At 51.8% G+C, this 24,677-nt stretch carries 24 protein-coding genes; 11 read left to right on the forward strand and 13 right to left on the reverse strand.

What is annotated here, in order from left to right:
• The first annotated feature begins 148 nt into the window (after positions 1–148).
• The 5 genes from rpsP to tyrA all read left to right on the forward strand — a co-directional run bounded on the left by rpsP (position 149) and on the right by tyrA (position 3,452).
• Positions 149–397 (forward strand): 30S ribosomal protein S16, encoded by a 249-nt coding sequence (rpsP, locus tag KD147_RS00620; protein WP_045978188.1) that lies wholly within the window; start codon positions 149–151, stop codon positions 395–397.
• 17 nt (positions 398–414) lie between these two features.
• Positions 415–951 carry a ribosome maturation factor RimM gene (rimM, locus tag KD147_RS00625; RefSeq protein ID WP_212546551.1) on the forward strand — a complete coding sequence of 179 codons (537 nt, stop codon included), beginning with the start codon at positions 415–417 and terminating at the stop codon, positions 949–951.
• Entirely contained in the window at positions 951–1,703 is a 753-nt protein-coding gene (gene trmD / locus KD147_RS00630; RefSeq protein WP_105255288.1) for a tRNA (guanosine(37)-N1)-methyltransferase TrmD, read from the forward strand. The genes rimM and trmD overlap by 1 nt, the downstream gene beginning before the upstream one ends.
• A 44-nt stretch (positions 1,704–1,747) precedes the next feature.
• Entirely contained in the window at positions 1,748–2,107 is a 360-nt protein-coding gene (gene rplS / locus KD147_RS00635; protein WP_070986741.1) for a 50S ribosomal protein L19, read from the forward strand.
• A 205-nt stretch (positions 2,108–2,312) separates the two neighbouring features.
• Positions 2,313–3,452: a bifunctional chorismate mutase/prephenate dehydrogenase gene (tyrA, locus tag KD147_RS00640; protein ID WP_212546552.1), complete on the forward strand. Its 1,140-nt coding sequence runs from the start codon at positions 2,313–2,315 to the stop codon at positions 3,450–3,452.
• Between the two features lie 62 nt (positions 3,453–3,514).
• On the opposite strand, the gene KD147_RS00645 is transcribed toward tyrA, so the two are convergent.
• Both KD147_RS00645 and KD147_RS00650 read right to left on the reverse strand, forming a co-directional pair.
• A complete protein-coding gene (locus KD147_RS00645) occupies positions 3,515–3,826 on the reverse strand; it encodes a cupin domain-containing protein (RefSeq protein ID WP_212546553.1) in 312 nt (103 codons plus the stop codon).
• 96 nt (positions 3,827–3,922) lie between these two features.
• Positions 3,923–4,267, reverse strand: a complete 345-nt coding sequence (locus KD147_RS00650) for a 5-carboxymethyl-2-hydroxymuconate Delta-isomerase (RefSeq protein WP_105255291.1) — start codon at positions 4,265–4,267, stop codon at positions 3,923–3,925.
• Between the two features lie 389 nt (positions 4,268–4,656).
• On the opposite strand from KD147_RS00650, the gene KD147_RS00655 reads away from it, so the two are divergent.
• Together KD147_RS00655 and KD147_RS00660 are read left to right on the forward strand one after the other, a co-directional pair.
• The gene (locus KD147_RS00655) at positions 4,657–5,403 is read left to right on the forward strand and encodes a methyltransferase family protein (protein WP_105255292.1); all 747 of its coding nucleotides are present in this window, start codon (positions 4,657–4,659) and stop codon (positions 5,401–5,403) included.
• 132 nt (positions 5,404–5,535) lie between these two features.
• Positions 5,536–5,862, forward strand: coding sequence for a hypothetical protein (locus KD147_RS00660; protein WP_212546554.1), 327 nt, complete (start codon positions 5,536–5,538; stop codon positions 5,860–5,862).
• Between the two features lie 6 nt (positions 5,863–5,868).
• Here KD147_RS00660 and KD147_RS00665 read toward each other — a convergent pair whose 3' ends face one another.
• A complete protein-coding gene (locus KD147_RS00665) occupies positions 5,869–6,021 on the reverse strand; it encodes a hypothetical protein (RefSeq protein ID WP_158678947.1) in 153 nt (50 codons plus the stop codon).
• Positions 6,022–6,232: 211 nt separating this feature from the next.
• Here KD147_RS00665 and KD147_RS00670 point away from each other — a divergent pair, with 211 nt between their 5' ends.
• Positions 6,233–6,709, forward strand: a complete 477-nt coding sequence (locus KD147_RS00670; RefSeq protein WP_105255294.1) for a hypothetical protein — start codon at positions 6,233–6,235, stop codon at positions 6,707–6,709.
• Between the two features lie 67 nt (positions 6,710–6,776).
• Here the strand turns inward: KD147_RS00670 and KD147_RS00675 are convergent, their stop codons facing one another.
• From KD147_RS00675 to KD147_RS00705, 7 genes are read right to left on the reverse strand one after another with little or no spacing between them, the layout of a single operon-like run.
• Positions 6,777–7,634 (reverse strand): sugar phosphate isomerase/epimerase family protein, encoded by an 858-nt coding sequence (locus KD147_RS00675; RefSeq protein WP_212546555.1) that lies wholly within the window; start codon positions 7,632–7,634, stop codon positions 6,777–6,779.
• A gap of 52 nt (positions 7,635–7,686) precedes the next feature.
• Entirely contained in the window at positions 7,687–8,445 is a 759-nt protein-coding gene (locus KD147_RS00680; protein ID WP_105255296.1) for a gluconate 2-dehydrogenase subunit 3 family protein, read from the reverse strand.
• Positions 8,446–10,125: a GMC family oxidoreductase gene (locus tag KD147_RS00685; protein ID WP_212546556.1), complete on the reverse strand. Its 1,680-nt coding sequence runs from the start codon at positions 10,123–10,125 to the stop codon at positions 8,446–8,448.
• A gap of 2 nt (positions 10,126–10,127) precedes the next feature.
• On the reverse strand, positions 10,128–10,832 hold the full coding sequence (locus KD147_RS00690) for a 3-keto-disaccharide hydrolase (protein WP_105255298.1): 705 nt from the start codon (positions 10,830–10,832) through the stop codon (positions 10,128–10,130).
• A gap of 15 nt (positions 10,833–10,847) precedes the next feature.
• Complete coding sequence (locus tag KD147_RS00695) at positions 10,848–12,086, reverse strand: MFS transporter (RefSeq protein ID WP_212546557.1); 1,239 nt, start codon at positions 12,084–12,086, stop codon at positions 10,848–10,850.
• A gap of 14 nt (positions 12,087–12,100) precedes the next feature.
• On the reverse strand, positions 12,101–13,156 hold the full coding sequence (locus KD147_RS00700) for a sugar phosphate isomerase/epimerase family protein (RefSeq protein ID WP_212546558.1): 1,056 nt from the start codon (positions 13,154–13,156) through the stop codon (positions 12,101–12,103).
• Between the two features lie 4 nt (positions 13,157–13,160).
• Positions 13,161–14,324: a Gfo/Idh/MocA family protein gene (locus KD147_RS00705; RefSeq protein ID WP_212546559.1), complete on the reverse strand. Its 1,164-nt coding sequence runs from the start codon at positions 14,322–14,324 to the stop codon at positions 13,161–13,163.
• Between the two features lie 190 nt (positions 14,325–14,514).
• On the opposite strand from KD147_RS00705, the gene KD147_RS00710 reads away from it, so the two are divergent.
• Positions 14,515–15,240 carry a helix-turn-helix transcriptional regulator gene (locus KD147_RS00710; RefSeq protein WP_105255302.1) on the forward strand — a complete coding sequence of 242 codons (726 nt, stop codon included), beginning with the start codon at positions 14,515–14,517 and terminating at the stop codon, positions 15,238–15,240.
• A 17-nt stretch (positions 15,241–15,257) separates the two neighbouring features.
• On the opposite strand, the gene KD147_RS00715 is transcribed toward KD147_RS00710, so the two are convergent.
• Both KD147_RS00715 and KD147_RS00720 read right to left on the reverse strand, forming a co-directional pair.
• Complete coding sequence (locus KD147_RS00715; RefSeq protein ID WP_212546560.1) at positions 15,258–16,166, reverse strand: glucosamine kinase nucleotide-binding domain-containing protein; 909 nt, start codon at positions 16,164–16,166, stop codon at positions 15,258–15,260.
• Complete coding sequence (locus KD147_RS00720; protein ID WP_212546561.1) at positions 16,153–16,893, reverse strand: copper homeostasis protein CutC; 741 nt, start codon at positions 16,891–16,893, stop codon at positions 16,153–16,155. The genes KD147_RS00715 and KD147_RS00720 overlap by 14 nt, the downstream gene beginning before the upstream one ends.
• A gap of 364 nt (positions 16,894–17,257) precedes the next feature.
• Between KD147_RS00720 and KD147_RS00725 the strand changes: the two genes are divergently transcribed.
• On the forward strand, positions 17,258–20,248 hold the full coding sequence (locus tag KD147_RS00725; protein WP_212546562.1) for a TonB-dependent receptor: 2,991 nt from the start codon (positions 17,258–17,260) through the stop codon (positions 20,246–20,248).
• 108 nt (positions 20,249–20,356) lie between these two features.
• Positions 20,357–23,203 carry a discoidin domain-containing protein gene (locus KD147_RS00730; protein ID WP_212547028.1) on the forward strand — a complete coding sequence of 949 codons (2,847 nt, stop codon included), beginning with the start codon at positions 20,357–20,359 and terminating at the stop codon, positions 23,201–23,203.
• Between the two features lie 57 nt (positions 23,204–23,260).
• On the opposite strand, the gene KD147_RS00735 is transcribed toward KD147_RS00730, so the two are convergent.
• Positions 23,261–24,415 (reverse strand): chorismate mutase, encoded by a 1,155-nt coding sequence (locus tag KD147_RS00735; RefSeq protein WP_212546563.1) that lies wholly within the window; start codon positions 24,413–24,415, stop codon positions 23,261–23,263.
• Positions 24,416–24,677 lie beyond the last annotated feature (262 nt).

A 24,677-nucleotide genomic window follows, 5' to 3' on the forward strand; every position in this document is an offset into this window, starting at 1 on the left:
GCTTAGGATCAGCATTTAACCGACTTAAACAACGTATTAAATGCAGTTCTTACTTGCATTGTGGCAAAAAATTCGTACAATTCCCCAGCTTCCCTCTATGGGGAAGTAAACTTATTAATGAAAACAGTCAATCTATTTAGAGGACGGTATGGTAACTATTCGTTTGCAACGTGGTGGCGCTAAAAAGCGTCCTTTCTATCAAATTGTGGTTGCGGATAGCCGTTTCTCGCGTGACGGTCGTTTCATCGAGAAAGTAGGTTTCTTTAACCCTATTGCTGCTGGTCAAGAAGAAAAGCTTCGTCTAGACCTAGCCCGTGTTGATCACTGGGTAGGCCAAGGCGCATCTCTTTCAGATCGCGTAGCTAAGTTAGTTAAAGACGCTCGTAAAGCGGCTTAATAGGCGTAAGTGTAACCATGAGTCAACAAGAGCAAGCCTCTACAATCGTCGTTGGCAAACTCGGAGCCCCGTATGGGATTAAGGGTTGGCTTAAGGTGCATTCATTTACTGATGATCCCGAAGGGATCTTCGATTTCAGCCCATGGTTGATAGGGCAACAAGGTAAATGGCAAACCTTTGAAGTGAGTGATTGGCGTCGCCACAACAAAGGCTTTATCGCCAAGTTCGCGCAAGTAAACGACAGAGACCAAGCAATGGCTTTTACCAATGCGGAAATTTCTGTGTATGCGGCGCAACTTCCAGAACTGCCGGAAGGTGAGTTCTATTGGCGAGATCTCATCGGCATGGCCGTGGTAACCGAAAAAGGTTACGACTTAGGTCAGGTTGATGACTTGATGGAGACAGGCTCAAACGACGTGCTGGTTGTGAAAGCAAACAGTAAAGATGCGTTTGGCAAGGGTGAGCGTTTAATCCCTTTCTTAACCGATTCGGTTATTCAGAATGTGGATTATGAAACTCGCCAGATTACCGTGGACTGGGACCCAGGTTTTTAATGGCGCAAGCACCTTTATGGGTGGGGGTGATAAGCCTCTTCCCCGAGATGTTTTCGGCTATTACTGAGCAGGGCGTTACAGGCCGCGCAGTGAAACGCGGTTTAATCGATTTTCACTGCTGGAACCCACGCGATTACGCGACGGATAAGCACCGTACAGTGGATGACCGACCTTATGGCGGTGGTCCGGGCATGTTAATGATGGTTGAACCATTAAAGCAGGCCATAATCGATGCCAAAGCCGCAGCGGGCGAGGGTGCTAAGGTAATTTATATGTCACCGCAAGGGCGGAAACTAGATCAGCAAGGCGCGCAAGAGCTTGCTCTTAGCGACAAACTGATTTTAGTAGCTGGTCGTTACGAAGGTATAGATGAAAGGATCATCGAGTCCTATATCGATGAAGAATGGTCGATTGGGGATTTTATCCTCAGCGGTGGTGAACTACCGGCCATGACATTAATCGACGCGGTCGCGCGATTAGTGCCAGGGGTGTTAGGCCACAACCAGTCGGCTGAGCAAGACTCATTTTCGGATGGCTTGCTTGATTGTCCACACTATACCCGGCCAGAGATATTGGATGGCAAAGCGGTTCCACCCGTTTTACTAAGTGGTAACCACCAGGAAATTGCGAAATGGCGGCTTAAGCAGTCACTCGGAAGAACCTGGCAACGACGTCCAGACTTGTTGCAAAACCTAGCTCTGACTGAGGAGCAAGCAAGTTTACTTGCTGAATATCAGCAGGAAAACAAATAGCTTGTGGCTAGAAGACAGTTACACCTAGGAAAGTGAGAAATAAAATGGCAAAAGTAAACCAAAATATTATTAAAGAGCTTGAAGCTGAACAGCTTAAGCAAGACGTTCCTGCGTTCGGCGCTGGTGACACAGTTGTTGTACAGGTACGTGTAAAAGAGGGTAACAAAGAGCGTCTACAGGCCTTTGAAGGTGTTGTAATCGCTAAGCGTAACCGTGGCCTACACTCTGCATTCACAGTTCGTAAAATCTCGAGCGGTGAAGGCGTTGAGCGTGTATTCCAAACGCACAGCCCACTTGTAGATAGCATCGCAGTTAAGCGTCGCGGTGCGGTACGTCGCGCTAAGCTTTACTACTTGCGTGAGCGTTCTGGTAAGTCTGCACGTATTAAAGAAAAACTTAATTAATACGCGCGTTTTACTAAGACGTGATAAAACGGGTCAGCTAGCAATAGCTGACCCGTTTTGGTTTGCAGGGAATGCATGTACAATTGGCTCCTGCTCTCAGGCGACTTGCTCGCAACTTCAACCAGATAACCCTTCTTTTACGTAAGCATTGCTGTTAGTATCGGTGTAATTATTAATTTACCCTATGTAATTATAAGTTTACACCATGTCAGCCGAGCAGCAGTTAGCCCAGTTACGCAGCGAAATAGACGCCTGCGACAGTGAATTAGTCCGCCTTTTAGCTAAACGTAATCAGATCACCGAGCAGGTCGGTAAGGTCAAGCAGCGTTATGGTGCTCCTCTTCATGCCCCAGACCGCGAGGCCAAGCTGGTAGCCGAGCGCCGAGCGCAGGCAAAGCAACAGGGTGTTAATCCGGATTTAGTAGAAGATATTCTCCGTCGTATGATGCGCGAGGCTTACCAAAACCAACAAAGCGAACTCGCCTGTGTTTGCCCCGAGCTCAGTCCTGTGGTGATCGTCGGTGGTCGTGGTGCCATGGGTCAATTATTTGCCAAGCAACTTAAACGCAGCGGCGTTGAGGTGCGCATCCTGGATAAGGACGAGCAACAACAAAGTAAAGCCGAGGAAATTATTCGAGGCGCTAAATGTGTGATTATCAGTGTGCCCATCAATGCCGTTGACAAGGTGGTGGGATCGCTTCCTGCACTCGATAGCGATGCGTTACTGGTGGATATTACCTCAGTCAAGGAAAAGCCCTTAGCGGCGCTTACACAAAAGCACAGCGGCCCTGTGCTGGGTTTACACCCCATGTTTGGCCCGGATATCAGCCATTGGGTTAAGCAAACCGTGGTGGTGTGCCCGGGTCGCCAGAGTAAGGCGGGGGAGGCTCTGCAAGCCCAGCTTAAGGTCTGGGGTTGCCAGTTGGTTGAAATGAGCGCTAGAAAGCACGACGAAGCGATGCAAATTATTCAGGTGATGCGCCACTTGACCACCTTTGTATACGGCCAGTTCCTTGCTCGTCAAGAACACAGCTTGCAGGAAATTCGCGATTGCTCATCGCCTATCTACCAGCTAGAGCTAATGATGGTGGGGCGCCTATTCGCACAAAGCCCTGAGCTCTACAGCGATATTATGCTGGCGCAGTTTGACCGGGTTGAGCCGCTGCTTGAAGCGTATCAAAATACCTACGAGCAGACCCTGAGTATGCTTCGTGATAAAGACAAGGACGCCTTAATTGCCGCCTTTAGCGATGCCAAACACTTTTTTAGCGACGCCAGCGATCAGTTCCTACGCCAGAGCCGGGCACTGCTTAATAAGGCCAATGATGCCAAAGTGCTAGATTAATCATTAGCACGCCTCAAGCACAGGTCGGTGCGTGGCGCCGACCTGTGCTTTAATTTGGTGCTTTAGACGCTACCCTCGGCTTCGACCACCAAGATTCTCGAGGCCACTTTGGGGTGTGCGACATGCTCTGTGCCTACCGAAGCAAAGAATATATCGCCCGCTTCTAAAATCCTTGATGTTTCCTGGCCATTTTTCCGATAAAACATCTCTACCAGACCATCTAAGACCACAAAGACCTCTTCACCATCATTTGTGTGCCATTTATAAGGACTATCGGTCCAATGCAACCTAGTGGTTATGCCATTCATGTTGGCAATATCCATTGCCCCCCAAGCCTTATCGGCAACGAACTCTTTGCTTTTTATTATCTTCACAGAATTCCCCTGTGGTGGATGATTTTGATTAGTGAGTGAGGCTCCAATACGGAACTACCAGAACTACCAGTGAGTTGGTGTTAACTTTATCGGCGCCTACAACATGGCGCGGTTACAGTAGGTCGCCTTCTCAAAATCGCTAATATTCATGGCGATATTTGGCACCTCGGGAAAAAGGACAATAAGCTTTGAGACCAGCTGTTTGGACAGGTGTGCTTTTTGCTCTTTACTTCTTCCTTCCATGATATGGGCAAAGACATGAATAAAATCCTCAAGCGTGTTGCCCACAGAATACGTTTTAAATGGATTTAGCCGCACCTTAATATCGTTTTCATCAAACAAGCCGGTGGCAGCTGCCACCAGGTGAATTTGTTTGATAATAAACTCCTCGTCATGGGAATTTAAAATACTGGCGGAGCAGTCCATTACAAAATGTGGCATCTTTTTTTTCCCTAAAGTGTGTATTGTTAATCGCACTGTCTGTATTTATACCGCGATTGCGGGCATTTGCCCTAACAAGCAGTCGCTTCACCCGGCTTATCTTCGCTGTTACTGGTGAGACATGCCAAGGCTGGCCTGATTAATGAGGCACCGCTTGCCCATTCCAAAATAACATTAAACTCAAGTCGTTACTTATACATCTTTGTGGTGCGCTACTGAAATTAGGCATAAGTAATGGGTGTACCTTTTGGAATCATAAGTGCAGATAAAGGCTATAGTTAATAATGGGTTTGCAGACAAGGAGGTGGAGCACAGTTGCCCACAAGTGCCTCGCGCGATTAGCAACGGGGTCCTTAATGCAGAGCCGGCACAAGCCGGGGAGTCATAGTATGAATAAGCTCTTTATTTCACTCTTTGGTATTTTTGCCTATCTTGTTGGGCTGGCGGGGCTGAGTGCATTTATGTTGTATTTGGGGGGTTGGAGCTTTTTGCCGCTGCATATTAATTCCGAGCCGATCGGCGACGCTGGCACACAGGCGGTCCTCATTAACCTGTCCATTATGCTGTTATTTGGCTTTCATCATAGTTTGGCGGCACGCAGCAGTTTTAAGGCAAAGCTCAACCAAATTGTGCCGGCGGCGGTCGAGCGCAGTATCTATGTTCTGATTTCTGGCCTCTTTATGTTTGCCTTTTGTTTCTACTGGCAACCCATCGCCGGAACGGTTTGGCAGACGGATAACCAGGTGGCGGTGATTATTCTGCGTGCCCTGCATGTCTTTGGCTGGCTGATATTGGTCTTGGCCACCTTTGAGATAGATCATTTTCACCTTATGGGGTTAAAGCAAAGCCTGTCCATGAATCCGGAAGACGGCCATGAATTTAAAGAAATCTTTCTTTATAAAATGGTGCGTCACCCCATTCAAACTGGGGTGCTAATGGGTGTCTGGTTTACGCCTTATATGAGCATGACGCAGTTTATGCTCTCGGTGTGCATGACCGTCTATATCTTTATTGGGCTGTATTTTGAGGAGAAATCCCTGGTGTCTCGCTTTGGTAATGTGTATGTGGATTATAAAAAACGGGTGCCTGCAGTGATCCCGTTTTGGCCCATGAGCAGTAAGCAGACTGAAAAGTAACCTTCTCAGGTAATTGAATTTTTTGTTTATTAAATCGGCACTAGGCTATAAGCTGGCGACTGGTTTTTGAGATCAAAAATAGAGCCCCCAATGCTACAGGGGAATAATAAAGCAACCGCAAAGGAATGTGATATGTCAGCACCTGTTTTGAAATCTGCAAACGCCACGGCTCAGTGCGGTGTGGCGCGCGCCGATGGTGAACTGGTTCTTACCGAAAGTGAACTACAATTTTGCCCCTTCAATGAAACATTTGGCCTTGGGCCCTATGCCTTTTCTCGTAGCAGTATTGCCACTGTGCAAAGCACATCAGCAAAGGGTGGAGGTGTCATCCCACTATCGAATGAGGCGATTAAAATTACCCTCACTAATGGGCAAGCCTATGAGTTTATTTTGGCAAATTCTCAGCAGTGGCTGAAGATATTGCAAGGGCAGGAGACTGGGGTCAAAAAGGTTGAGTGAGTGCTATCAGCGTTTGCGCTTTAGCCAAATCACCTGAGCGAGCTTTTTGGGAGAATGAGGCTGTAACTCTTTATCGTCATTCTCATTCGCAAAAGAGCGCTTAAATGACATATAAATCACCTTATTGTGCACGCGGTAAAAAGCTCGTTTTTGGCTCATAATCTATGCTCCAATGTGTCTATAGAGTATAGCCCTTATATGGGCACTTGCCTTTTAGCGGCACAGACTGCGCCCGTGTGCGTCATTACGCGAGATGTGTAATGAAAATCATACTGGAGGCAGGAGGCCAATATGAATCGCGTGTTTGGTTTAGGCACAAAAGTGTTCTACACTGGCTACTCAAAACTTCAATGGACGAAGAGGTAACTCAATGAAAAATTTATTAATATTGGCCGCAATCGGCGCGGCAGTTTATTATTTCTACAACAATACCGATACTATTACTTCTATTATTACGCCTGAACGGGAAATGGTCTATGCCCAAGCCCGTATCACCTATAACTTACCCGGTCGTGAGATAGAGATGATCGGAGTGGGGCACAGATACAAGGAAGGTGCCTGTGATGCCAACTTGGTTCAGGACTTTGTGGACCAGTGTGTAGAGGAAAACTATTGTTCCCATGTCACCTTTGAATGTAAAGAAAGCCTGGATAAGCGTTATGCCTCCATGTTGCAGCAACAGCCGGCGCGCACCCACTATATTCACCTCAACGGGAATCGCGATGCCCGCAAAGGCGCCTTGATCTTCTGGGGCCTCACAGATCAGGAAGCGAAAAAGGTATGCACCAGCATCACCGCAAATATCAATCGCAAGAATGATTGGGATATGACCGCCCAATGTATTTAGCCGGTCGCTAAGCGGATAACGAAACGCCAACCCTAGGGTTGGCGTATTTTATGCGCTAACAAAAAGCCTAGTTTTTAAGGCGGGCGAGCACCTTATCCAGCCCTTGCTTTGATGCCGCCACGCTTTGCAGCGGTGTTATCTGCTCGGGATATTGTTCTTGTTCTAACACCAGCCACTGGGTTTTTCCCTCCTTAATCAGGGTCTCAATGATTGCCTCCCAAGGAATAGCGTTTCCGCCCACAATAGGGCTAAGGTCATTGTCTTTGGCCACCACCTTAATGTGCGCCGAGCGGGTGCGCTGTGGATACGCTTTTATTAATGCCTGGGCGTCCTGCTGGGCATACTGCACCCATCCAATATCGAGTTGCAGTGGTAAGGAGTTTGGGGAGTGGGTGGCGATATAATCCCAAAATGTCGCCCCTTTGTAGGGTTCAAACTCACGCTCATGGTTATGAAAACCGATCTCCATATCGAAGCGTTGTGCTTGTGCATGAGCGGCGTTTAACTGCTCGGTAAATTGAGCGACTTTGTCGGCATCCCAGGCGCGCTCGTCCCAGGGAATATAGAGAGTGTTAACCCCAAGTGTTTTATAAAACAACAGGGTGTGGGTGAGCACGTCTGCACTGAGGGCATCAAAGCCTATATGAGCGCTACTGGCTCGAAGACCCAGACTGGCCAGTGTTTTCTTAAGGGCGCTGGGATTATCACCATAGGGGCCAAAATCTCCGGCGAATTCAACGCCACTAAAGCCCATGGCTGCGAGGGCTTCAAGGGTGCCGTGGAAGTCGGCTTTAAGGGCCTCTTTTACAGACCACAGCTGCACGCTAATAGGCGGTGTCTTTATCTGCGGCTCTTGTGCTGCCACCGGCAAAGACAGAGCTAAAACACACAGCAATACCAGTGCGTTAAAAGAAAGATATTTCATAGTGAGTCCATAGAAGCAGAGCCCATAAATGGGCTCTGAAGTTCGTTAACTATTAATCCTGGTAGGCGTAGCTGCTGAGTCCAAGCTCATCAAGCACCTTATCCAGGTGGGCTTTGGCTTCTGCGTTGGGTCCCGGATAGTCGCCGGCAATGGGAACATTGCCCAGGTAGCCAATGTCTTTACAGCCCTCGGGCGAGCAGAAAAACGCCCCCAGTACCAGCTCTTTAAAGCGCCAGAAGGCTTTGCCAATGCGTTTAAATTGCTCCGGGGTATCATCCGAGTAATAGGCGATATCGTCGATAATTGCCTGCTGCTGAGCGCGACTCAGCGCGGCAAACTTGGCCTTGAAGCGCAGTTGAGCCTCGTCGTCTATCCAGGCCAGGGCATGTAAAATAGTGATGCGGTCGCGTTGTTGTCCCTCGTAGGGAGCGCTGACCCATTCATCTATTACCCCAGGAACTTCAAGCTCGGAGGCCGATGGAATATCGCCCTCACGAGGCACTATCCAATCCGCCAGTATTGCCACCAGGGTTAGCTGGGCGGCACTGAGTGTCAGCGGCCAGGGAGACTGAGGCGGCATAATCATATTGGGATCGGTGCCATACCCGGTCGCGGTCACGGGTTTAATATTTAAGGCCGGCCAATGGCCAGCATTACTTGTGCCTGCGACACCTGCCTCAAGGGCTTTTGAACAACCACCACTGAGGGTGACGGCGGAGCCCGCCGCTAATAGCCCAAGCCATTTAAGCGACTCGCGGCGGGTCATGCCCGATTTATATTGATAAGGGTTGTTACGATCATGGTGGTGCATTTATAACGCTCCTTTGGCAATTTGCTCGCTGAGCCAGGTTGAGTTGCGCATCGCTAGCGTCATAATGGTAAGCGTGCAGTTTTTATGTGGGTTAGAGGCGAAAACACCGGCGTCCATCACGAACAGGTTGTCGCAGTCCCAGGTTTGTCCCCATTGGTTGGTGACCGACTCCTTCGGTGAGCTGCCCATGCGGGTGGTACCCACCTCGTGGATGATTTCACCGCCCTTGGAAATGGCTTTTTCCGGGGACGGGAGCGTTCCTACCTTGGCGCCCATGGTTTCCAAGATGGCTTTAGCGGTTTGCAAACCATGTTCGATTTGTTTGAGCTCTCTGTCGGACCATTTGAAGTGGAATTTAGCCACCGGAATGCCCCATTTATCCTTCACCTCTGGGTCGATTTCCATATAGGTATCTTTATTAGGTAGCATCTCGCCGCGCAGGGCAAAGCCCACGTATGAGCCATAGGCGTCACGGACCTGTTGCTTCAGAGCCGGGCCATAGCCCTGCTTATCACCGGAGACCCCAGAGCCGGGTTGACCAAAGCCACTGCTGATCTCAAAGTGATAACCGCGTGGGAACGAAAGCTCACCTTGTGCCTGAGCTTTATGCCCCCACCATGGAATAAACAAATGGTTCGCGGTATGGCCATCTTCGTTGTAACGCGGACGCCCTTTCAATGCGGGGATCTGCGCCCCCAGCCAGGCACCCGTGCTGTCCATTAGGTTACGACCTACCTGGCCGCTGGAATTGGCCACACCATTGGGGTGCGCCGCGGACTTGGAATTAAGCATGATGCGTGCAGACTCACAGGCGCTGGCGGCCAGGATCACCACATCGGCTCCGATGGCATGCTCGGTTGCCGTCTTCTTATCTACATAGGTGACGCCTGTGACCTTACCGTTATCGTCGACAGAGACGGACTTAACCATGGCATCGGTGATCACTTCCAAGTTGCCGGTCTTTTTCGCCATGGGAATAAGCGAAGTGGTGGTTTGGAATGCCGCGCCGATGGAGCAGCCGTGACCACAAGGGGTGGCGTAGAAACAGGCCATGCGGTCGTCAATCGGGCGGGTTAACACGGCGCGGTGCATGGGCGCAGCTGGAATGCCAAGCTTTTTCGCCGCGGCCGCAACCAGTAACTCGGGTACGCGGGGTTTAGGCGGTGGCTGTAAGATACCCTCTGATGAAGGCGGCATATCGTCTAAGCCGGTGTTGGTGCCGCACACTCCGACTATGGCTTCGGTTTTATCATACCAGGGCGCAAGGTCTTGGTATTCAAACGGCCAGTCGGCACCGTGACCATCGCGGCTTTTCGCTTTAAAGTCGTGTTCGGAAAAACGCAGCGAGTAGCGACCCCAGTGATTGGTGCGCCCACCCAGCATGCGCGCGCGCCACCAGTAAAAGTCCGTGCCTTCGGCTTCGGTGTAGGGCTCATTAGGCACCTGCCAGCCGCCATCTACCGTGGCGTCGTAAAAGCCAAAGTTTTTGTCTTTATTGCCCGCTCCCATCAAGGGTGCTTCGCTATTGCGCTTAAACATGGGGCTTTCGGTTTTCGGGTTATAGTCGCGTCCCGCCTCGAGCATTAACACCTTGTGACCCAGCTTGGCCAGGGTATAGGCGGCCATGGCGCCGCCGGCACCGGAGCCAACGACGAGCACTTTATGATCAAACTTCGCCATCACTACAGCTCCTTAATCTTGATATTTTTAAACCACACGCGGTCGCCGTGGTCCTGCAAGCCAATGTGCCCACCTTGGCCCTGGGCAAAGCCCTGCCAGGTAGCAAACTTGCTGTTTTCCACCAGGGCATTCCAGGTGGTGCTGCCGATGACTATGCTGGTGGTGCTGACGCCGTTTTGCCATACCTCGAGGTGGTTATCGCGCAGACGAATACGCACATCATTCCACTGACCTGCCACCTTATGGGCACTGCTTGGCGCGGCGAATAGGTCGTAGATTGACCCCGCCAGGTGCGAGTCAATCTTGTTATCCGGGTGCTCCTGATTATCGAGAATTTGTATTTCCGGGGCGTGAGAATAGATGGCACTGCCTTTTTCATCCACTAACACAAAAATACCACTGTTGCCTTTTTGAGCGATTTTCCACTGCAGTTGCAGGTCAAAGTCGTCATAGCTTTTCTTGGTGAGAATATCGCCTCCGCCACCGGCGGTTAAGGTCATGGCGCCATTTTCAACCTGCCATTGTGTATTCAGGCCGTCACTTTTAAAGTTACGCCACTGCGACATGTCTTTGCCGTCAAATAGCAGCTGCCAACCTGCTTCTTGCTCTTGCGCTGTTAGCTGGTTGTCCTTTGCCCATACGCCAGAGGCGCAGGCTGAGGAGCCCAGGGCAAGCACCAGTGGCAGGGCTTTAATTGTTTGATTCATAATAGGAAACCCTTGTTACTCTTTACTTGTTGCTACATGGGCGTGTGCATCCACACCCTTATTGTTTTTGATATAAAAATACAGACCTAAGAAGGCGATGATAAGAATGGTGGGGAACAGTAAAATATTGCCAAGCACCGCCTGACCGGCAAGCACATCGGCCTGTTGGGCATCGAGATTGGCCGCCGTGGCCTGGGCTCTGGCGCTGTCGATCCAGCTGCCGATCACCGGGTTCCAGAGGCTAACCGCGAACATGCCGGCACCGCCCATCAATGACATACCCAGGGCACCTGTTTTTGGGGTGTATTCGGCCACGCAACCCAGCATGGTTGGCCAAAAATAAGTGACGCCAATGGCAAATAATACCGCCGCCAGATAGACCATGTTGCCTTCGGCTTGGCTCATCACAAAAATACCGGCCGTAGCACACACCGCCGAGCCTAACAGGACGCCCGTGGGATTAAATGTGTGCACGATTGGCCCGGCAAAAAAGCGACCCACCGCCATCAGTCCGGTGATCAGCGCCAGGATCATCATGGGCGAGGCTCCCGATGCACCTAAGATGCGCTCTATCCACTGCTGCGTGCCCAGCTCCGTGGTGGCGGTCAGCGTCATACAGACCACCAAAAATAAATACAATGGCGAGATCAGGTTTTTCAGGTTGCTGAGCGTCGAATGCGTGCGGGTATCGAAAAGTGGGAAGCGCGCTCGTATCATCAGGGCGCCATAAATGAGTGTGGGCAATAAAATTAGCGCCACTTGCCACTGCCAGTTAAAGCCGCTTGCCGTCATGGCGCTTGAGGCCAAGGCGCCAATGACGATGCCGCCAGGGAACCAGACATGGAAACGGTTCAACATGGTGGTGGTATTTTTCGGATACATTTCAGCGATAAGCGGGTTACAGCCGGCCTCAACGGAGCCGTTGGCAAAACCAATTAAAAAGGTTGAGAGCAGTAAGGCCCAAAATCCGTCGGCATAGATGGTCATTACCAAGCCGGCAAAATGGCAGATAAAGGCCAGGGCCACCAGCTTTTTCGCGCCGATGGCATTATAGATGGCGCCGCCGACCATGGTGGCGATGGGAAAGCCTAAAAAGGCCATGGCATTGACCCAACCAAGCTCGGTATCGCTGAGCGAAAACTGCTCGCCTAACTGACCAAGAATACCGGCGCGAATGGCGAAGGTCATCGAGGTTACAACCAGTGCGATGCAGCACAGGCGAAACACCAGGCGGTTATTATGATTATTATCCATTGTGGCTGTCCTCATTAGTTGATGCCCAAAATGCGTTTGTTGCGCTCGCTGTCGGTGCTGGCGCCAGCGAAATCATCAAAGGCCTTGTCGGTGGGCCGGATCAGGTGTTTGGCAATAAACTCGGCTCCCTCACGAGCGCCCGATTCCGGGTGCTTCAGGCAGCATTCCCACTCCAGCACCGCCCAGCCGTCGAATCCGTACTGAGTCAGCTTGCTGAAAATGGCGCCAAAATCTATCTGGCCATCGCCCAGGGAGCGGAAACGTCCCGGACGCTCTTGCCAGTTCAAATAGCCACCGTAAACACCGGCTCGGCCACTGGCATTAAACTCGGCGTCTTTGACGTGAAAGGCTTTAATGCGTTGGTGATAGATATCAATAAATTGCAGATAGTCCAACTGTTGTAAGACGAAGTGACTGGGATCGTAGAGGATATGCGCCCGTGGATGATTATTGGTCGCCGCTAAGAAGCGCTCAAAGGTGGCGCCATCGTGTAAATCTTCACCGGGATGCAGCTCGTAACAGACATCGACCCCAGCCTTATCGAAGGCATCCAAAATAGGCAGCCAGCGCTTCGCCAGCTCCTCAAAACCCTGCTCAACAAGTCCTTGTGGACGTTGTGGCCAGGGATACATGGTGTGCCACAAGATTGCACCTGAGAAGGTGGCATGGCTTTTTAGTCCCAGTCGTTCACTGGCCTTGGCGGCCATGACTAACTGCTCGGTAGCCCACTTTTGTCGCGCCTGAGGCTGGCCTTTAACCTCATCTGGGGCAAAGTTATCGAACATCTCGTCGTATGCCGGGTGTACGGCCACCAACTGGCCCTGCAGGTGAGTGGAAAGCTCGGTGATACACAGCCCGGCATCATTGACGATAGCGTTAATGGAGTCGCAATATTCCTGTGACTGGGCGGCGCGCTCAAGATCGAATAAGCGCTTGTCGTTGGTGGGAATTTGCACCCCTTTGTAGCCCAGGTCGGCGGCCCAGCGACAAATGCTAGGTAAGCTGTTAAAAGGCGCTTCATCGCTAACAAACTGGGCAAGAAAAATGGCAGGTCCTTTGATTTGTTTCATATTTTTAGTGATCCATGGTGAAGGGGTGCCACTTGCTGTCTTGCTTGGACGCCGCAACGGCATTGTAAATAAACGCCATGCCCCGCACGGCCTGGTCGATGCCCGGTACATCAAAGGTCTGGTTGCTAGACTCTTGGCCTGCCTTATGGGCGCTGATCTGCGCGGCAAAGTTGCGGTAGATGTTGGCAAAGGCCTCTAGGTAACCCTCGGGGTGTCCAGCCGGGGTGCGCATGGCCATCATGGCGGCGTCGCTTAAGGGGCAGACACCGGCACGCAGCAACTGGGCAGGGGCGTTATGGGGGCGAAGCCACAGGCTGTTCGGTTCCATCTGTGCCCACTCGAAGCTGGCGTGCTCGCCATAAATGCGCAGACGTAAGTTATTTTCCTCGCCGACGGCGATTTGGCTGGCCATCAGCACGCCCTTGGCGCCGTTGTTAAAGCGCAGCAGCACGGTACCATCATCGTCTAAGGCTCGTCCCGGCAGCACCTGATCAAGATCGGCACAGAGCTCGGTAATGGCCAGGCCGCTGACATACTCCACCAGGTTGGCAGCATGGACGCCAATGTCACCCATGCAGCAACTAATGCCCGACTTATGGGCATCCAAACGCCATTTAGCCTGTTTGCCCTGTTCATCCGCCGCTTGCGACAACCAGCCTTGTGAGTACTCGACCACCACCTTGCGAATGGCACCAAGCTCACCGGCGATAATGCGTTGCTTGGCCTCTTTAACCATGGGGTAACCGGTGTAGGTATGGGTTAAACCGTACAGGCTGGTATGTTGTTCAAGCAAGGTAGCAAGCTGTTGGACTTCACTAAAAGTGAGGGTAGCTGGTTTATCTGAGAGCACATGAAAGCCGTGCTCTATAGCCATTTTGGCTACTGGGAAGTGCAAATGATTGGGCGTGACGATGGCGATAAAGTCGGCGCGCACATCATCCGCTAGCTGAGCTTCTCCTTGCACTAAGCTTTGATAATCGCGATAGCAACGCGCCGGCTCCAGGCCGAGCGTTTGCCCTGTTTGCAAGCAGCGCTCGGGATCTGAACTAAATGCCCCGGCGACCAAGTCTATTTGCCCATCCAGGCGAGCCGCGATGCGGTGCACTGCGCCGATGAAAGCACCCTCGCCACCGCCTACCATGGCCATTCGAATTCGTTTGTTACTCATCTAATATTTCCTATATGCAGGGTTATACAAGGCGGTTGGAAAACACCCTGTTTATGAGTTTAGTTAACGCTATGTTATCGATAATAGGGAAGTGCGCTGCGAGGGGATAATAAAAATTCGGTTGACAATGCAACAAAATCGGCGTTTACAATAAAAGAACAAGGCCGTTATTTAGAGCAGGTGTAAGCCCATGGAACGTACCGAATTTCTCCATAAAGTCGGAGTAAATCAATTGATTGCCGCTTTTGATCTGATCCCCGATATTCTTTTTTGGGTGAAGGATACAGACAGTCGAATTCTGCATGGTAATCAACACTTTATAGAGCACCAGGGGTTTAAATCCCTCGATCAGATCCTGTTTAAAACGGATTTTGACTTTTCCCCTAAGCATTTGGCGTTTCAGTATGTAAACGATGATAAGCGGGTGATGCAGGGGTATGGGGTGACCGACCGTTTGGAATTGAATTACACGGACAGGGGAGAGCTGGGCTGGTTTTCCACCTCAAAACATGTGTTGAAAGATGAGCAAGGGGCAATCATCGGCACCTATGGCGTGACGCGCCATTTACAAAAAACGTCGAAGGCCCTTTCGCACGTCAAAGCCATTGAGGCGCCGGTAGAATATATTCGCAGTCACTTCCATCGTCATATTGGTATCGAAGAGCTGGCAGAGTTGGCACACCTGTCGGTGAGTGCACTGGAACGGCGCTTTAAAAAACATCTGGCAAAAACACCCAATCAGTATATTAACGAGGTGCGTTTGGAGAATGCGCGCAAATTATTGGTCGAAACCCAGCTGCCGGTCTCCCAGGTGGCCTACCAATGTGGTTTTGCCGAGCCCAGTTATTTTAGCAAACAATTCAAGCGCCTATTTGGCGATGTTCCCTCCAAACTGCGGGATACAATTGAGGATTAAAGCCTAAAGCCTAAAGCCTAAAGTTCAACCCCAAGTCGATGGCGTAATAACTGCAAGGCGCCGCTTTCGGGAGGCGTTTGCATGGGGGTGAGCAGGGCACGGTGCTCCTTGCTGAGCGAGGGCTCAAGGGCATGAGCAACCCCACCCATCAAGCAGATGCGGCTATAGCCTTGTTGTTGGAGATGGTCGATGTAGCGAGATACAAAATGCGCGGCCTGGCTGAGGAGCGCTTTACCCAGAGGTTCATGGCCATGACTAAACACCAAAGGAGCAAATTGGGCAAAGTAGCCCGGAGCCGCATTAATGCTTTGCGCGGTGAGCTCAATAGCTGTGTTGCAATGGGTGTATTGCAGTAGAGCGTCATTCAAGGGGCATGACGAACTCAGACCATCGAGCACCTCCAGGGTATGGCGCACCAGGCTCAGCCCCAACCAGGCACCACTGGCGCCGTCGCTTAGCAATAAGCCATGGCCACCGAACTCGGTGAGCTGATGATTATCTATGGCGCCAGCACAAAATCCGGTGCCGATAATGATCACCGCGCCTTTGCGGGCTTGATGGGCGCCGGCGCAGGCAATATGCATATCCGTCGTGATATCCAAGCGCGCAAACGGGTGTTGCCATTGTTGCATCTCGCTAAGGGCCGATGGCACTGCGGCCCCGGCTAATCCTGCGCAGACATAGAGGGTGTTTAATTTCTCCAGCGGCACATCGGCATACATCAAAGCACGCACCGCAGCATCGGTGATCGATTCCTGAGCCTGGGCGATGGAGGTGGCGATATTGGCCGGGCCCGATGTTGCCTCGGCGAGGAATAGGCCACTGCCATCTTCTAGGCGCACCCTGCATTTGCTGCCACCGCCATCGATACCCAGAAACAGCTTGGGAGCGCTGGGCGTTTGCGAGTCGTGTTTAGTCTCTTGCATCTAGTATTGCCTCGATGGCCGAACGGGAGACCAGGCCTTGAGCCCGGTGCACGCCGGCGTAACTGTGTAGTGAAATAGGGCCGTATTGCTGTGCCAGCTTTTGCCAAATGGGGGCGGCATTGTTAGGCGTTATCCCACCGCCTACCACCAGTTCCAATCGGCCACGGGCATGGCTTGCTAATGCCCGTAGACGCTCTATTCCCGCCGCAGCGCCAAGGCCACTTTGCCAGGGGGTACCGCTGCTTAGCACCCGATCAATACCCAGGTTGATCAGGGTATCCAGGGCATTGAATTGATTGTCGATGGCATCAAAAGCCCGATGAAAGGTGCACTTAAGATTCGCGCGCTGAGCTTGGCGCACCAGGGCCTCCAAAGCATGCGCATCGACGTCGCCGGCGTTTGTCAGGACACCAAAGACGACCCCGCTGGCACCATGGGCAGCGGCTGAGTCTATGCAGTTAAGCATTAGCTTTAGGGTTGAGCTATCCACAACAAATGAGCAAGCGGTTGGGCGGATCATTACCAGCAGCTCGGTATTGGCCGACACCAACTCTCCCCCAAGTGCCATGGCCTGGGTGCTTGGGGTGATCCCGTTTTGGTCCATATTGGCGCATAACTCGATGCGTTGGGCACCACTGTTGCACACCTTAGTCAGGTTTTGTCGCAGCACTTGGAGGTTGTCCGAACTCAGGCAAACTTCCAGAATTTTACTATTGTTGGTTGTCATCGACTGGCTCATCGCGGGTGACTACTTTTTGTTTTCATTGATTTTTAAGCGAATTAAATGGATTTAAAATCTTTTTTATCAACTAGTTGTAATTTTTACCCAAGGTATTTTTCCGCAATACCAATAGACATTGCACTATAAATTAGGTTGTGGCCAATTGGATCTTTTTTTGAGCCATACGCCGATTTTGTTTTAGTGCTCACCGAATTTATATTATCGCTCCCTATGGTCCTGATTCTATCCTGTGGGCAAGTTTTACAAACTATTAACTTGTGAAAAGTAAGGCAGTAATAGGAACGTAGGCGACACCCCTCGTCAGCCTTTGTTTGGCGAGCAACAATAAGAGAGATACTTGGAGACTGAAATGGCCAACAATAAGAACAACCGACGAGGCGCGGGTCATGCGCAGCGGTTCACAAAGTCTGCACTGTTTTTAGCAATGATGGCGGCGGGAAATGTGGCGTATGCGGACCCCGGTGCCGAAGAAGACGAAGATAAAAAAGAAATTGAAACCATCGAAGTGCGCGGAATACGTGCTTCAATGGCAGAAAATATGGCGATTAAGCGCCTGTCCAACGCCATTGTCGATGCCATTACCGCCGAAGACATAGGTAAGTTTCCCGATAAGAACGTCGCGGACTCCTTGCAGCGAGTTCCCGGTATCGTTATCTCCCGCAGTGGCGGTGAAGGGGAAAACGTTAGTATTCGCGGCTTATCATCGGATCTAACCTTTACCCAACTCAATGGCAACTTTATTGCCTCGTCTCCGGGCTCACCGTCACGTTCATTTAGTTACTCCTTACTGCCTTCGACCATGGTGCAGTCGGTGGAGGTCTTTAAGTCTTCCGAAGCCCGTTTGGATGAAGGCGGGGTGGGCGGTACCGTGATTATTCACAGCCGTAAGCCCCTGAATATGGAGGCCAACTCTGGCGCCCTAAACCTCGAATACACCTATGCCGATGTCACCGAAAAATACGAGCCTAACTTCAGCGGCGTGTATTCGTGGAAAAATGATGATGAGAACTTGGGTCTCTTAGTCGGCTATTCGCGCCAGGACCGCACTAACCGCTCACTGAGCGGCGATATGAGCGGCGGCGGTGGCTGGCGCTGGGCGACCAGCTCGGATTTACCCGCGGTGGATACCCAAGGCAACGAAATTACCGACAGCAGCCGTCGTTTTGCCGCCTTAGAGGATGCCTATGGCAATGTTTATGATGGCGTTTGGGCGCCTCAGGTTGCCGGCGTTGGGGTAACCAAAGAAAAGCGTGAGCGTGAAGGGATTCAAACCACCTTGCAATGGCTGCCTATGGACACCCTGGAGCTGACCTTTAACTACTTCCATTTTGAACTGGGCCAAGACAGAACCACCTCGCAAATGTGGATCCCCGAATGGAAATACAACCCCAATCATTTGGTTGGGGTTGAGCTTGACCAAAGCGGCACCATAGTTACGGGGATGGACTTTACCACGGGCGCAGGTGGCACCGAGGGAAATATGGAGTTTCCTTGGATAATAGGTAGTTACACCCTTGAAGAAGACACCTCAGATACCTACGACTTCGGTTTTGAATACAGCGGCGAGGTGTATGACTTAAAAGGTAAATTTGGTCGCACCGAGGCCAGTGGTGGCCCTTCCGAGTCATGGCGAGCAGCCTACAAAAGTGGCCAGCCTGCCGGTCGCAGTGATTCCGGTATGGTGGAAAATGCCGCGGCCTTCGCCGGTTGGCGTTTGGGTGATCGCGTCTCCTTATATACCGATCCAGCCTTGTTGGATAACCTGCTGGCCGGTGTTGCCGGCGACCCGGATCCGGGCTCGACCGGCTCGAGTTATATCGTCAGTGATTTGGAAGAAGACTATGCGCAACTGGACTTTAGCTACCACTTGAGCTCGGGGTGGGTCGATACCCTGCGGGTGGGGGTGAAACACCGTAAAACCAGCTTGCACCGTGAGACCAATAACACCTTCTTTATCACTCAAGAAGGGGCGGCAGGCATTGCCAACGGCACACTTGATCCATTTAGCCAAGGTGCCATCGACGAGGTTTCCTACCAGTGGATTGGCGGCATGCCAAACCTGGAGGATGTGCTTAATAGTCGCTCTGAGCAGAATATTCCCGGCGGCTTTGATGTCAATGTTATGCCCACCATTAACTGGGATAAATACCGCGATATCGTCACCAATGAATACGCTAAATATACCCGCAAAGAGCCGGATTTCGTCTTTGATATCGAAGAGAAAATTACCGCAGCCTATGTGCAGGCGGATTTTTCCTATGAAAGTCTGCGCGGTAATGTCGGTGTGCGTTACGTAAAAACCGAAACCGATATTATGTCCTCGGACAAAATCAATTTCTTCCTGGACGATATTGATGATGTCACTCAGGAGGATATTCTTGGTGAGCGTCGTTTAATCGACGTGGAAGAAACCATTGGCCGTACGTCTACCGACCATCAATTCTTACCCAGCTTAAACCTGGTGTGGGATGCCACCGATAACCTGGTGCTGCGCGCCGCGGCGGCGAAAACCATGTCTCGTGCCCCATACAACGACCTAGGGGCACCGGAGCAATTAACCTTTATCTCCCAGGAATGGGCGGACGACCGCCTGGAGTTCCGTGGCAACCCGGTTGAACCTGGCTGGCAGGGCTCAGGTGGTAACAAGGATTTAAAACCCTATGAGTCGGTGCAAACGGATATCTCCGCCGAATACTATTATGGTGACGGCTCTGCGGTGGGTATTGCCCTGTTTAACAAGGACGTAGATAACTTTATCGTGCCCTTGATCATCACCTCAACCCGTGCGTTTGATGGCTTCACCAACCCCAATACCGGCGAAGTGATCGTGCCCGAAGGGGAGATCACGGTGACGCCGTTTACCACCACGGCCAATGGTACCAATGCTACCTCGCGCGGTATTGAGATATTCGCCCAGCACGCCTTTGATAATGGCTTCGGCATTAACACCAACTACACCCTAAATGATACCAACCAGGCGGATGTCAGTGTCGATGGTGAAAAGGTCGGTGAGTCGGCTCTGGTGGGCAGCGCCGATAACCAGTTCAACTTCTCTGCTTACTTTGAGAACGACACCTTCAGCGTCCGCGCTTCGTACAACCGTCGCGGTAAAACGGCCCTGGGCCTAGCCGATGGCCTGATCGTGTACCAGGAGCCGTACCAACAGGTTGATGTTAATGCGTCATACAGCTTGATGGATAACCTGTCCTTTAGCGCCTCGGTGATCAACTTGACCGAGGAAGAGCCCAGAACCTTTTACGGTGAGGACAGCAAGGCCAGGTTACGCAGCAGCAGCTACAGTGGTCGTCGCTACTATGCCGGCTTAACGTATCGTTTTTAATCAACTCATTATGTGACATGCGCATCTAGGCCCTAATTGATGGCAAGAAAGAAGAGCAATAATGGCCAGCTTCGGGCGGTGCGCATCAGTAAAGAACAAGGTAGCAATATGAAAAAGTCTAATTTAATTAAGGTGACCTCGGTCCCTTTGGTGCTCTGTACCCTGCTCAGTGGTTGTGGTGGCAGCGATGATCCAAACCCTCAGGAGGTGCCGGTTACCCCGGCGAGTACGGCCGCTGAGCTGGCAGGCTCGGTAGTCAAGGGCACGCTCAGTGGCGCGCAAATCAGTGTGGCCAGCCTAAATGGCACGGCGCTTGGCATCGATGCCGAGGCCATCAGTGATAGCGATGGCAAGGTGTTTTTCACCGTCAGTGGCGCACCAGGATTTGGTATTAATACCACGGTGAAGGTGACAGCCAGTACCACCGCACAATCAAGCATGGTGTGTGATGCCCTGATGTGTGGTGATGCGCAAATTGCCCAAGAGCTAAGCGGTGAGACCCTTGCCGGTGCGCAGTTAAGCACCTTAACCCAGGTTAGCGTGCCCTATGGCAATCAGACCGATGGCGAGGCGGATGCGACCATGCAGGTCAATGCCCTGACCACGCTGGCGACGTTTTTAGTGGAGCAGGAAATTGCCAATGGCCGCAATGTCTCCAGTGCCGATCTGATGGCCCTGGCACAAGCGGAAATGTCCGCCTTACTGTTACGCGCCATGGGCTGGCAAACCAACAACACCAATGTCTTCGAGCTCCCTGTGGTCAGTGCCCATAGCCTGGCCAACTTTCAGGGTGTAGAGCAATGCGAGACCGATGAGGCCGGTGAGCAGCAATGCCAAACCCCGTTGATCGATGACGCCAGTATTAAGTTGTCCTTGCTCAATGCCGCTTTTGCCCAGCTTGATGGTGATGAAACCTTGGCCGGCAATATCTCGGTGGCGCAGGCTGATTTAAGTGCGGCCTTGGCGGACGATGCCGAGGCGCTAGAGCGTTTTCGCCAACGTCTGTTCGATGCCATTGAGCAGCACCCACTTACCGCTGAGCTTGGCCTCAGCGCTGCGACCATCGTTGATTTAACCCTGCCGCTGTTTGATGAGGCGAGCAGCACAGGGCCGCTGAGGGAAGTGAGCACGGTGCAAACTATGCTGGATGCCACCATCAGTGCCCGCAATGCCATCAGTGATGCGGAAAGCGCCGACAAGGCCTTCGATAAAGACTTACAAAGCAAATGGCTTGATCATAATGATTGGCAGGGCGCTCCCAGTGTCGAGGACCCGTCCTGGTTGCAGGTGGACTTTGCCGCGCCGCAGGCGATCAGCAGCGTGTTCATTACCAGTGCCAACGACGCCCCAGCGCGCGACCCGGAAAATTTCGACATTCTGGCGTCCAACGATGGCGGTCAGAGCTGGGTAACCCTCGCCAGCGTTGTGGGGGCCGCGTTTGATGAGCGCTTTGAGCGCCAGGAGTTTGCCTTTGCCAACGCCCAGGCGTACACCAGCTATCGTATCAATATCACCAAAAATCAGGGCAATGATGGCTTGCTGCAACTGGCGGAAATTGAGTTTGTTGGCCCTGTGCATGTGAGCGTGGACCACAGTGATGACCCACAAGCGATCGCCTCGGCGCGCAACAGCATTGGCGATGCCGAGAATCAGGATAAGGCCTTTGATAATGACCCCACCACCAAATGGTTGGATCACAATGACTGGCAAGGTGCGCCCAATGAAGCGGATCCGTCCTGGATTCAGCTCGACCTCAGTGCTCCAAAAGCGGTCAATGAGCTGGCTATTACCAGCGCCAACGATGCCCCGGAGCGTGACCCGGAAAACTTCTCGCTGCTGGCGTCCAATGATGGTGGCGAAAGCTGGGTAACGCTGGCAAGCTGGGTTGGAGAGGCCTTTGATGAGCGTACCGAGCGCCGTACCTTCGCCGTGGCTAATCAACTGGCCTATAGCAGCTATCGCTTGGAAGTAAGCAAAAATAAAAATAACGATGGCCTGCTGCAACTCGCCGAAGTGGAGTTGATTGGTCCCGAACTTGAGGGTGTGGACCACTCTCTGAGCGATGGCGCCGGCTACAGTGCCCGCTTTAGTATCAGTGACTCAGAAAGCGCGGCCCAGGCCTTTGACCGTGATGTAAGCACCAAGTGGTTGGATCACAACGATTGGCAGGGTGCCCCGAGCGAGGAAAACCCGGCGTGGATCCAGGTGCAGTTGGCCGAGGCGCAAGCCGTCAACGAGCTGATGATCACCAGTGCCAACGATGCGCCTGAGCGTGATCCGGCCAGCTTCTCGCTATTGGCATCGAACGATGGCGAAAACTGGTTATCTCTGGCTAATTGGGCGGGGGAGGAGTTTTCCGAGCGCTTCGCACAACGCCATTTCGCCCTGAGCAATGGTCTGGCCTATTCACATTATCGCCTGTCGGTGAGCGCCAATGCCAACAATGATGGTCTGGTGCAAATTGCCGAGGTTGGCTTTATCGGTCCTCAATATCAGTTACAGGATTTAACCGAGTTGCCCGATACCGCCTTTAGCGCTCGCTTCAGTATTGGTGAAGGTGAAAACCAGGATAAGGCCTTTGATAATGACGTAAACACCAAGTGGCTGGATCATAATGACTGGCAGGGGGCGCCAACGGCTGAGAATCCTTCCTGGATCCAGGCCGACTTCGGCACCGCTCAGGTGGTCAGTGAAATCGCCATTACCAGCGCCAATGACGCCCCGGAGCGCGACCCTGAAAACTTTAGCCTACTAGGTTCGAATGATGGTGGCCAAACCTGGGTTGAAGTGGCGTCATGGATCGGTGAGAGCTGGGATGAAAGGTTGGAGCGTCGCACCTTTAGTTTTAGCAACGGCTTTGCCTACAGCAGTTATCGCGTGAGTATCAGTAAAAATGCCAATAATGATGGCCTAGTACAAATCGCGGAAATCGAGTTAATTGGTCTTGCAAATTAACCTGCCCACAATGCAAAAGAGCCAGAAGTCATGACTTCTGGCTCTTTTTTTTGCCTGTTAATTCACTTCCACCGCTTGTAACGAGTCGCTTTGATAGCACCCCAGGATGCGCACAAACTGGGTATGATCTTTCAAGGCTTCAAGAGCACGCTGCACCTTGGGCTCGGCCAGGTTGGCAATTAAATCAACATAGAATACTTCTTCCCAGGGGTTGCCCGGTACCGGGCGTGACTCCAGTTTTACCATGTTAATGCCATGCTCTTTAAAGACCATCAGGGCATCGGCCAGCGAGCCCACATGTTGCTCGGTGGCCATAATAAGCGTGGTCTTGGTGGGGATTTGCGTTGATACCTGCATGGCCTTGCGCGCCACAACAATAAAGCGACTGTGGTTCTCACTTTGATTGGCAATGCCGGTTTTCAATACCTCTAAACCTAAGTGCTTGCCGGCTTCCGCAGAGCCGATGGCGGCACTGTTGTCACAACTCAAGGCTGCCTTCATGGCGCTGGTGGTGGAGTCACAGTTTTCCAGTTGTACTTTATTTAAACCTTGAATAAAGCGACTGCACTGGGCAAAGGGTTGGGGGTGACCGTAAAGCTTGGTAATGTCGCCCAGCTCGGTGCCGGGTTTGACCAAGAGGCAATGTTCTACAGAGTGAGTGACCTCGCCTACGATGGAGACTTGGGCGTGCTGGAGCAGGTCGAATACTTCATTGATACTGCCAGAGCTGGTGTTCTCGATTGGCAGCACGCCGAAGTCGGCCTGGCCTTTTTCCACCGCGCCGGTGATTTCATCAAACTGGGCACAACCCAGCTCGACCAGCTTACCAGGGCGGCGACTGAAATATTTGTGCACCGCCAGCTGGGAGTAGGAGCCCTGGCCACCCAGATAGGCGACTCGATTGGTCTCTCCCAATACCTCTGGGTTGAGGTTTTGCTGCAGCATGGCCTGCTGATGGAGTACCGAGTCTTCGAGCACCCGCTGAAAGACGCTATTGATGTAGTAGGCATCCAGGCCGAGGGATTTACCGTAGCTGATCAGCTTTTCCAGTAGTTCTTGCTCTCGGGCCTCGTCACGAATGGGCTTGTTATTGGCGATTTTATATTCCACCACCGAATGGCTGATGCGGCGACGCTTTGCCAATAAAATCAACAGCTCAGAGTCGATTTCATTGATGTCTCGGCGCAGTGCCAGGAGCGTATCATTGGTCATTATTAGGTTTCCTCATTCCCAAAACGAAAAAGGCCTCCCGGTTGGGAGGCCTTAGCATGTGTGTGAATCTCACGTACTCGCTCGCGCCTCCCTAACAAGGGTGGTAGATAAAAAAGCGAAAAAATACGAAAGACATAATGTTCATGACTTCAATCTACTGGCATGGGCAGTTAAAAGTCAATAGGCCAATGGCGGTAATGGAGGAAATAATTTTTGTCGCCCTTGGCCTTGCCAAAAAATCACTCACTGGAGACTAAGATAT

This window comes from Pseudoalteromonas sp. BDTF-M6 (genome assembly GCF_018334135.1).
In the GTDB taxonomy this organism is placed as follows: Bacteria; Pseudomonadota; Gammaproteobacteria; order Enterobacterales; family Alteromonadaceae; genus Pseudoalteromonas.

What these genes read in the sequence shown, in the direction of transcription:
- trmD (WP_105255288.1), top strand. Translation starts at nt 951, where the DNA reads ATGGCGCAAGCACCTTTATGGGTGGGGGTGATAAGCCTCTTCCCCGAG.
- KD147_RS00690 (WP_105255298.1), bottom strand. Translation starts at nt 10,832, where the DNA reads ATGAATCAAACAATTAAAGCCCTGCCACTGGTGCTTGCCCTGGGCTCC.
- KD147_RS00715 (WP_212546560.1), bottom strand. Translation starts at nt 16,166, where the DNA reads ATGCAAGAGACTAAACACGACTCGCAAACGCCCAGCGCTCCCAAGCTG.
- KD147_RS00695 (WP_212546557.1), bottom strand. Translation starts at nt 12,086, where the DNA reads ATGGATAATAATCATAATAACCGCCTGGTGTTTCGCCTGTGCTGCATC.
- KD147_RS00730 (WP_212547028.1), top strand. Translation starts at nt 20,357, where the DNA reads ATGAAAAAGTCTAATTTAATTAAGGTGACCTCGGTCCCTTTGGTGCTC.
- rpsP (WP_045978188.1), top strand. Translation starts at nt 149, where the DNA reads ATGGTAACTATTCGTTTGCAACGTGGTGGCGCTAAAAAGCGTCCTTTC.
- KD147_RS00705 (WP_212546559.1), bottom strand. Translation starts at nt 14,324, where the DNA reads ATGAGTAACAAACGAATTCGAATGGCCATGGTAGGCGGTGGCGAGGGT.
- KD147_RS00700 (WP_212546558.1), bottom strand. Translation starts at nt 13,156, where the DNA reads ATGAAACAAATCAAAGGACCTGCCATTTTTCTTGCCCAGTTTGTTAGC.
- KD147_RS00670 (WP_105255294.1), top strand. Translation starts at nt 6,233, where the DNA reads ATGAAAAATTTATTAATATTGGCCGCAATCGGCGCGGCAGTTTATTAT.
- rplS (WP_070986741.1), top strand. Translation starts at nt 1,748, where the DNA reads ATGGCAAAAGTAAACCAAAATATTATTAAAGAGCTTGAAGCTGAACAG.
- KD147_RS00650 (WP_105255291.1), bottom strand. Translation starts at nt 4,267, where the DNA reads ATGCCACATTTTGTAATGGACTGCTCCGCCAGTATTTTAAATTCCCAT.
- KD147_RS00665 (WP_158678947.1), bottom strand. Translation starts at nt 6,021, where the DNA reads ATGAGCCAAAAACGAGCTTTTTACCGCGTGCACAATAAGGTGATTTAT.
- rimM (WP_212546551.1), top strand. Translation starts at nt 415, where the DNA reads ATGAGTCAACAAGAGCAAGCCTCTACAATCGTCGTTGGCAAACTCGGA.
- KD147_RS00680 (WP_105255296.1), bottom strand. Translation starts at nt 8,445, where the DNA reads ATGCACCACCATGATCGTAACAACCCTTATCAATATAAATCGGGCATG.
- KD147_RS00725 (WP_212546562.1), top strand. Translation starts at nt 17,258, where the DNA reads ATGGCCAACAATAAGAACAACCGACGAGGCGCGGGTCATGCGCAGCGG.
- KD147_RS00735 (WP_212546563.1), bottom strand. Translation starts at nt 24,415, where the DNA reads ATGACCAATGATACGCTCCTGGCACTGCGCCGAGACATCAATGAAATC.
- KD147_RS00655 (WP_105255292.1), top strand. Translation starts at nt 4,657, where the DNA reads ATGAATAAGCTCTTTATTTCACTCTTTGGTATTTTTGCCTATCTTGTT.
- KD147_RS00720 (WP_212546561.1), bottom strand. Translation starts at nt 16,893, where the DNA reads ATGACAACCAACAATAGTAAAATTCTGGAAGTTTGCCTGAGTTCGGAC.
- KD147_RS00685 (WP_212546556.1), bottom strand. Translation starts at nt 10,125, where the DNA reads ATGGCGAAGTTTGATCATAAAGTGCTCGTCGTTGGCTCCGGTGCCGGC.
- tyrA (WP_212546552.1), top strand. Translation starts at nt 2,313, where the DNA reads ATGTCAGCCGAGCAGCAGTTAGCCCAGTTACGCAGCGAAATAGACGCC.
- KD147_RS00675 (WP_212546555.1), bottom strand. Translation starts at nt 7,634, where the DNA reads ATGAAATATCTTTCTTTTAACGCACTGGTATTGCTGTGTGTTTTAGCT.
- KD147_RS00660 (WP_212546554.1), top strand. Translation starts at nt 5,536, where the DNA reads ATGTCAGCACCTGTTTTGAAATCTGCAAACGCCACGGCTCAGTGCGGT.
- KD147_RS00710 (WP_105255302.1), top strand. Translation starts at nt 14,515, where the DNA reads ATGGAACGTACCGAATTTCTCCATAAAGTCGGAGTAAATCAATTGATT.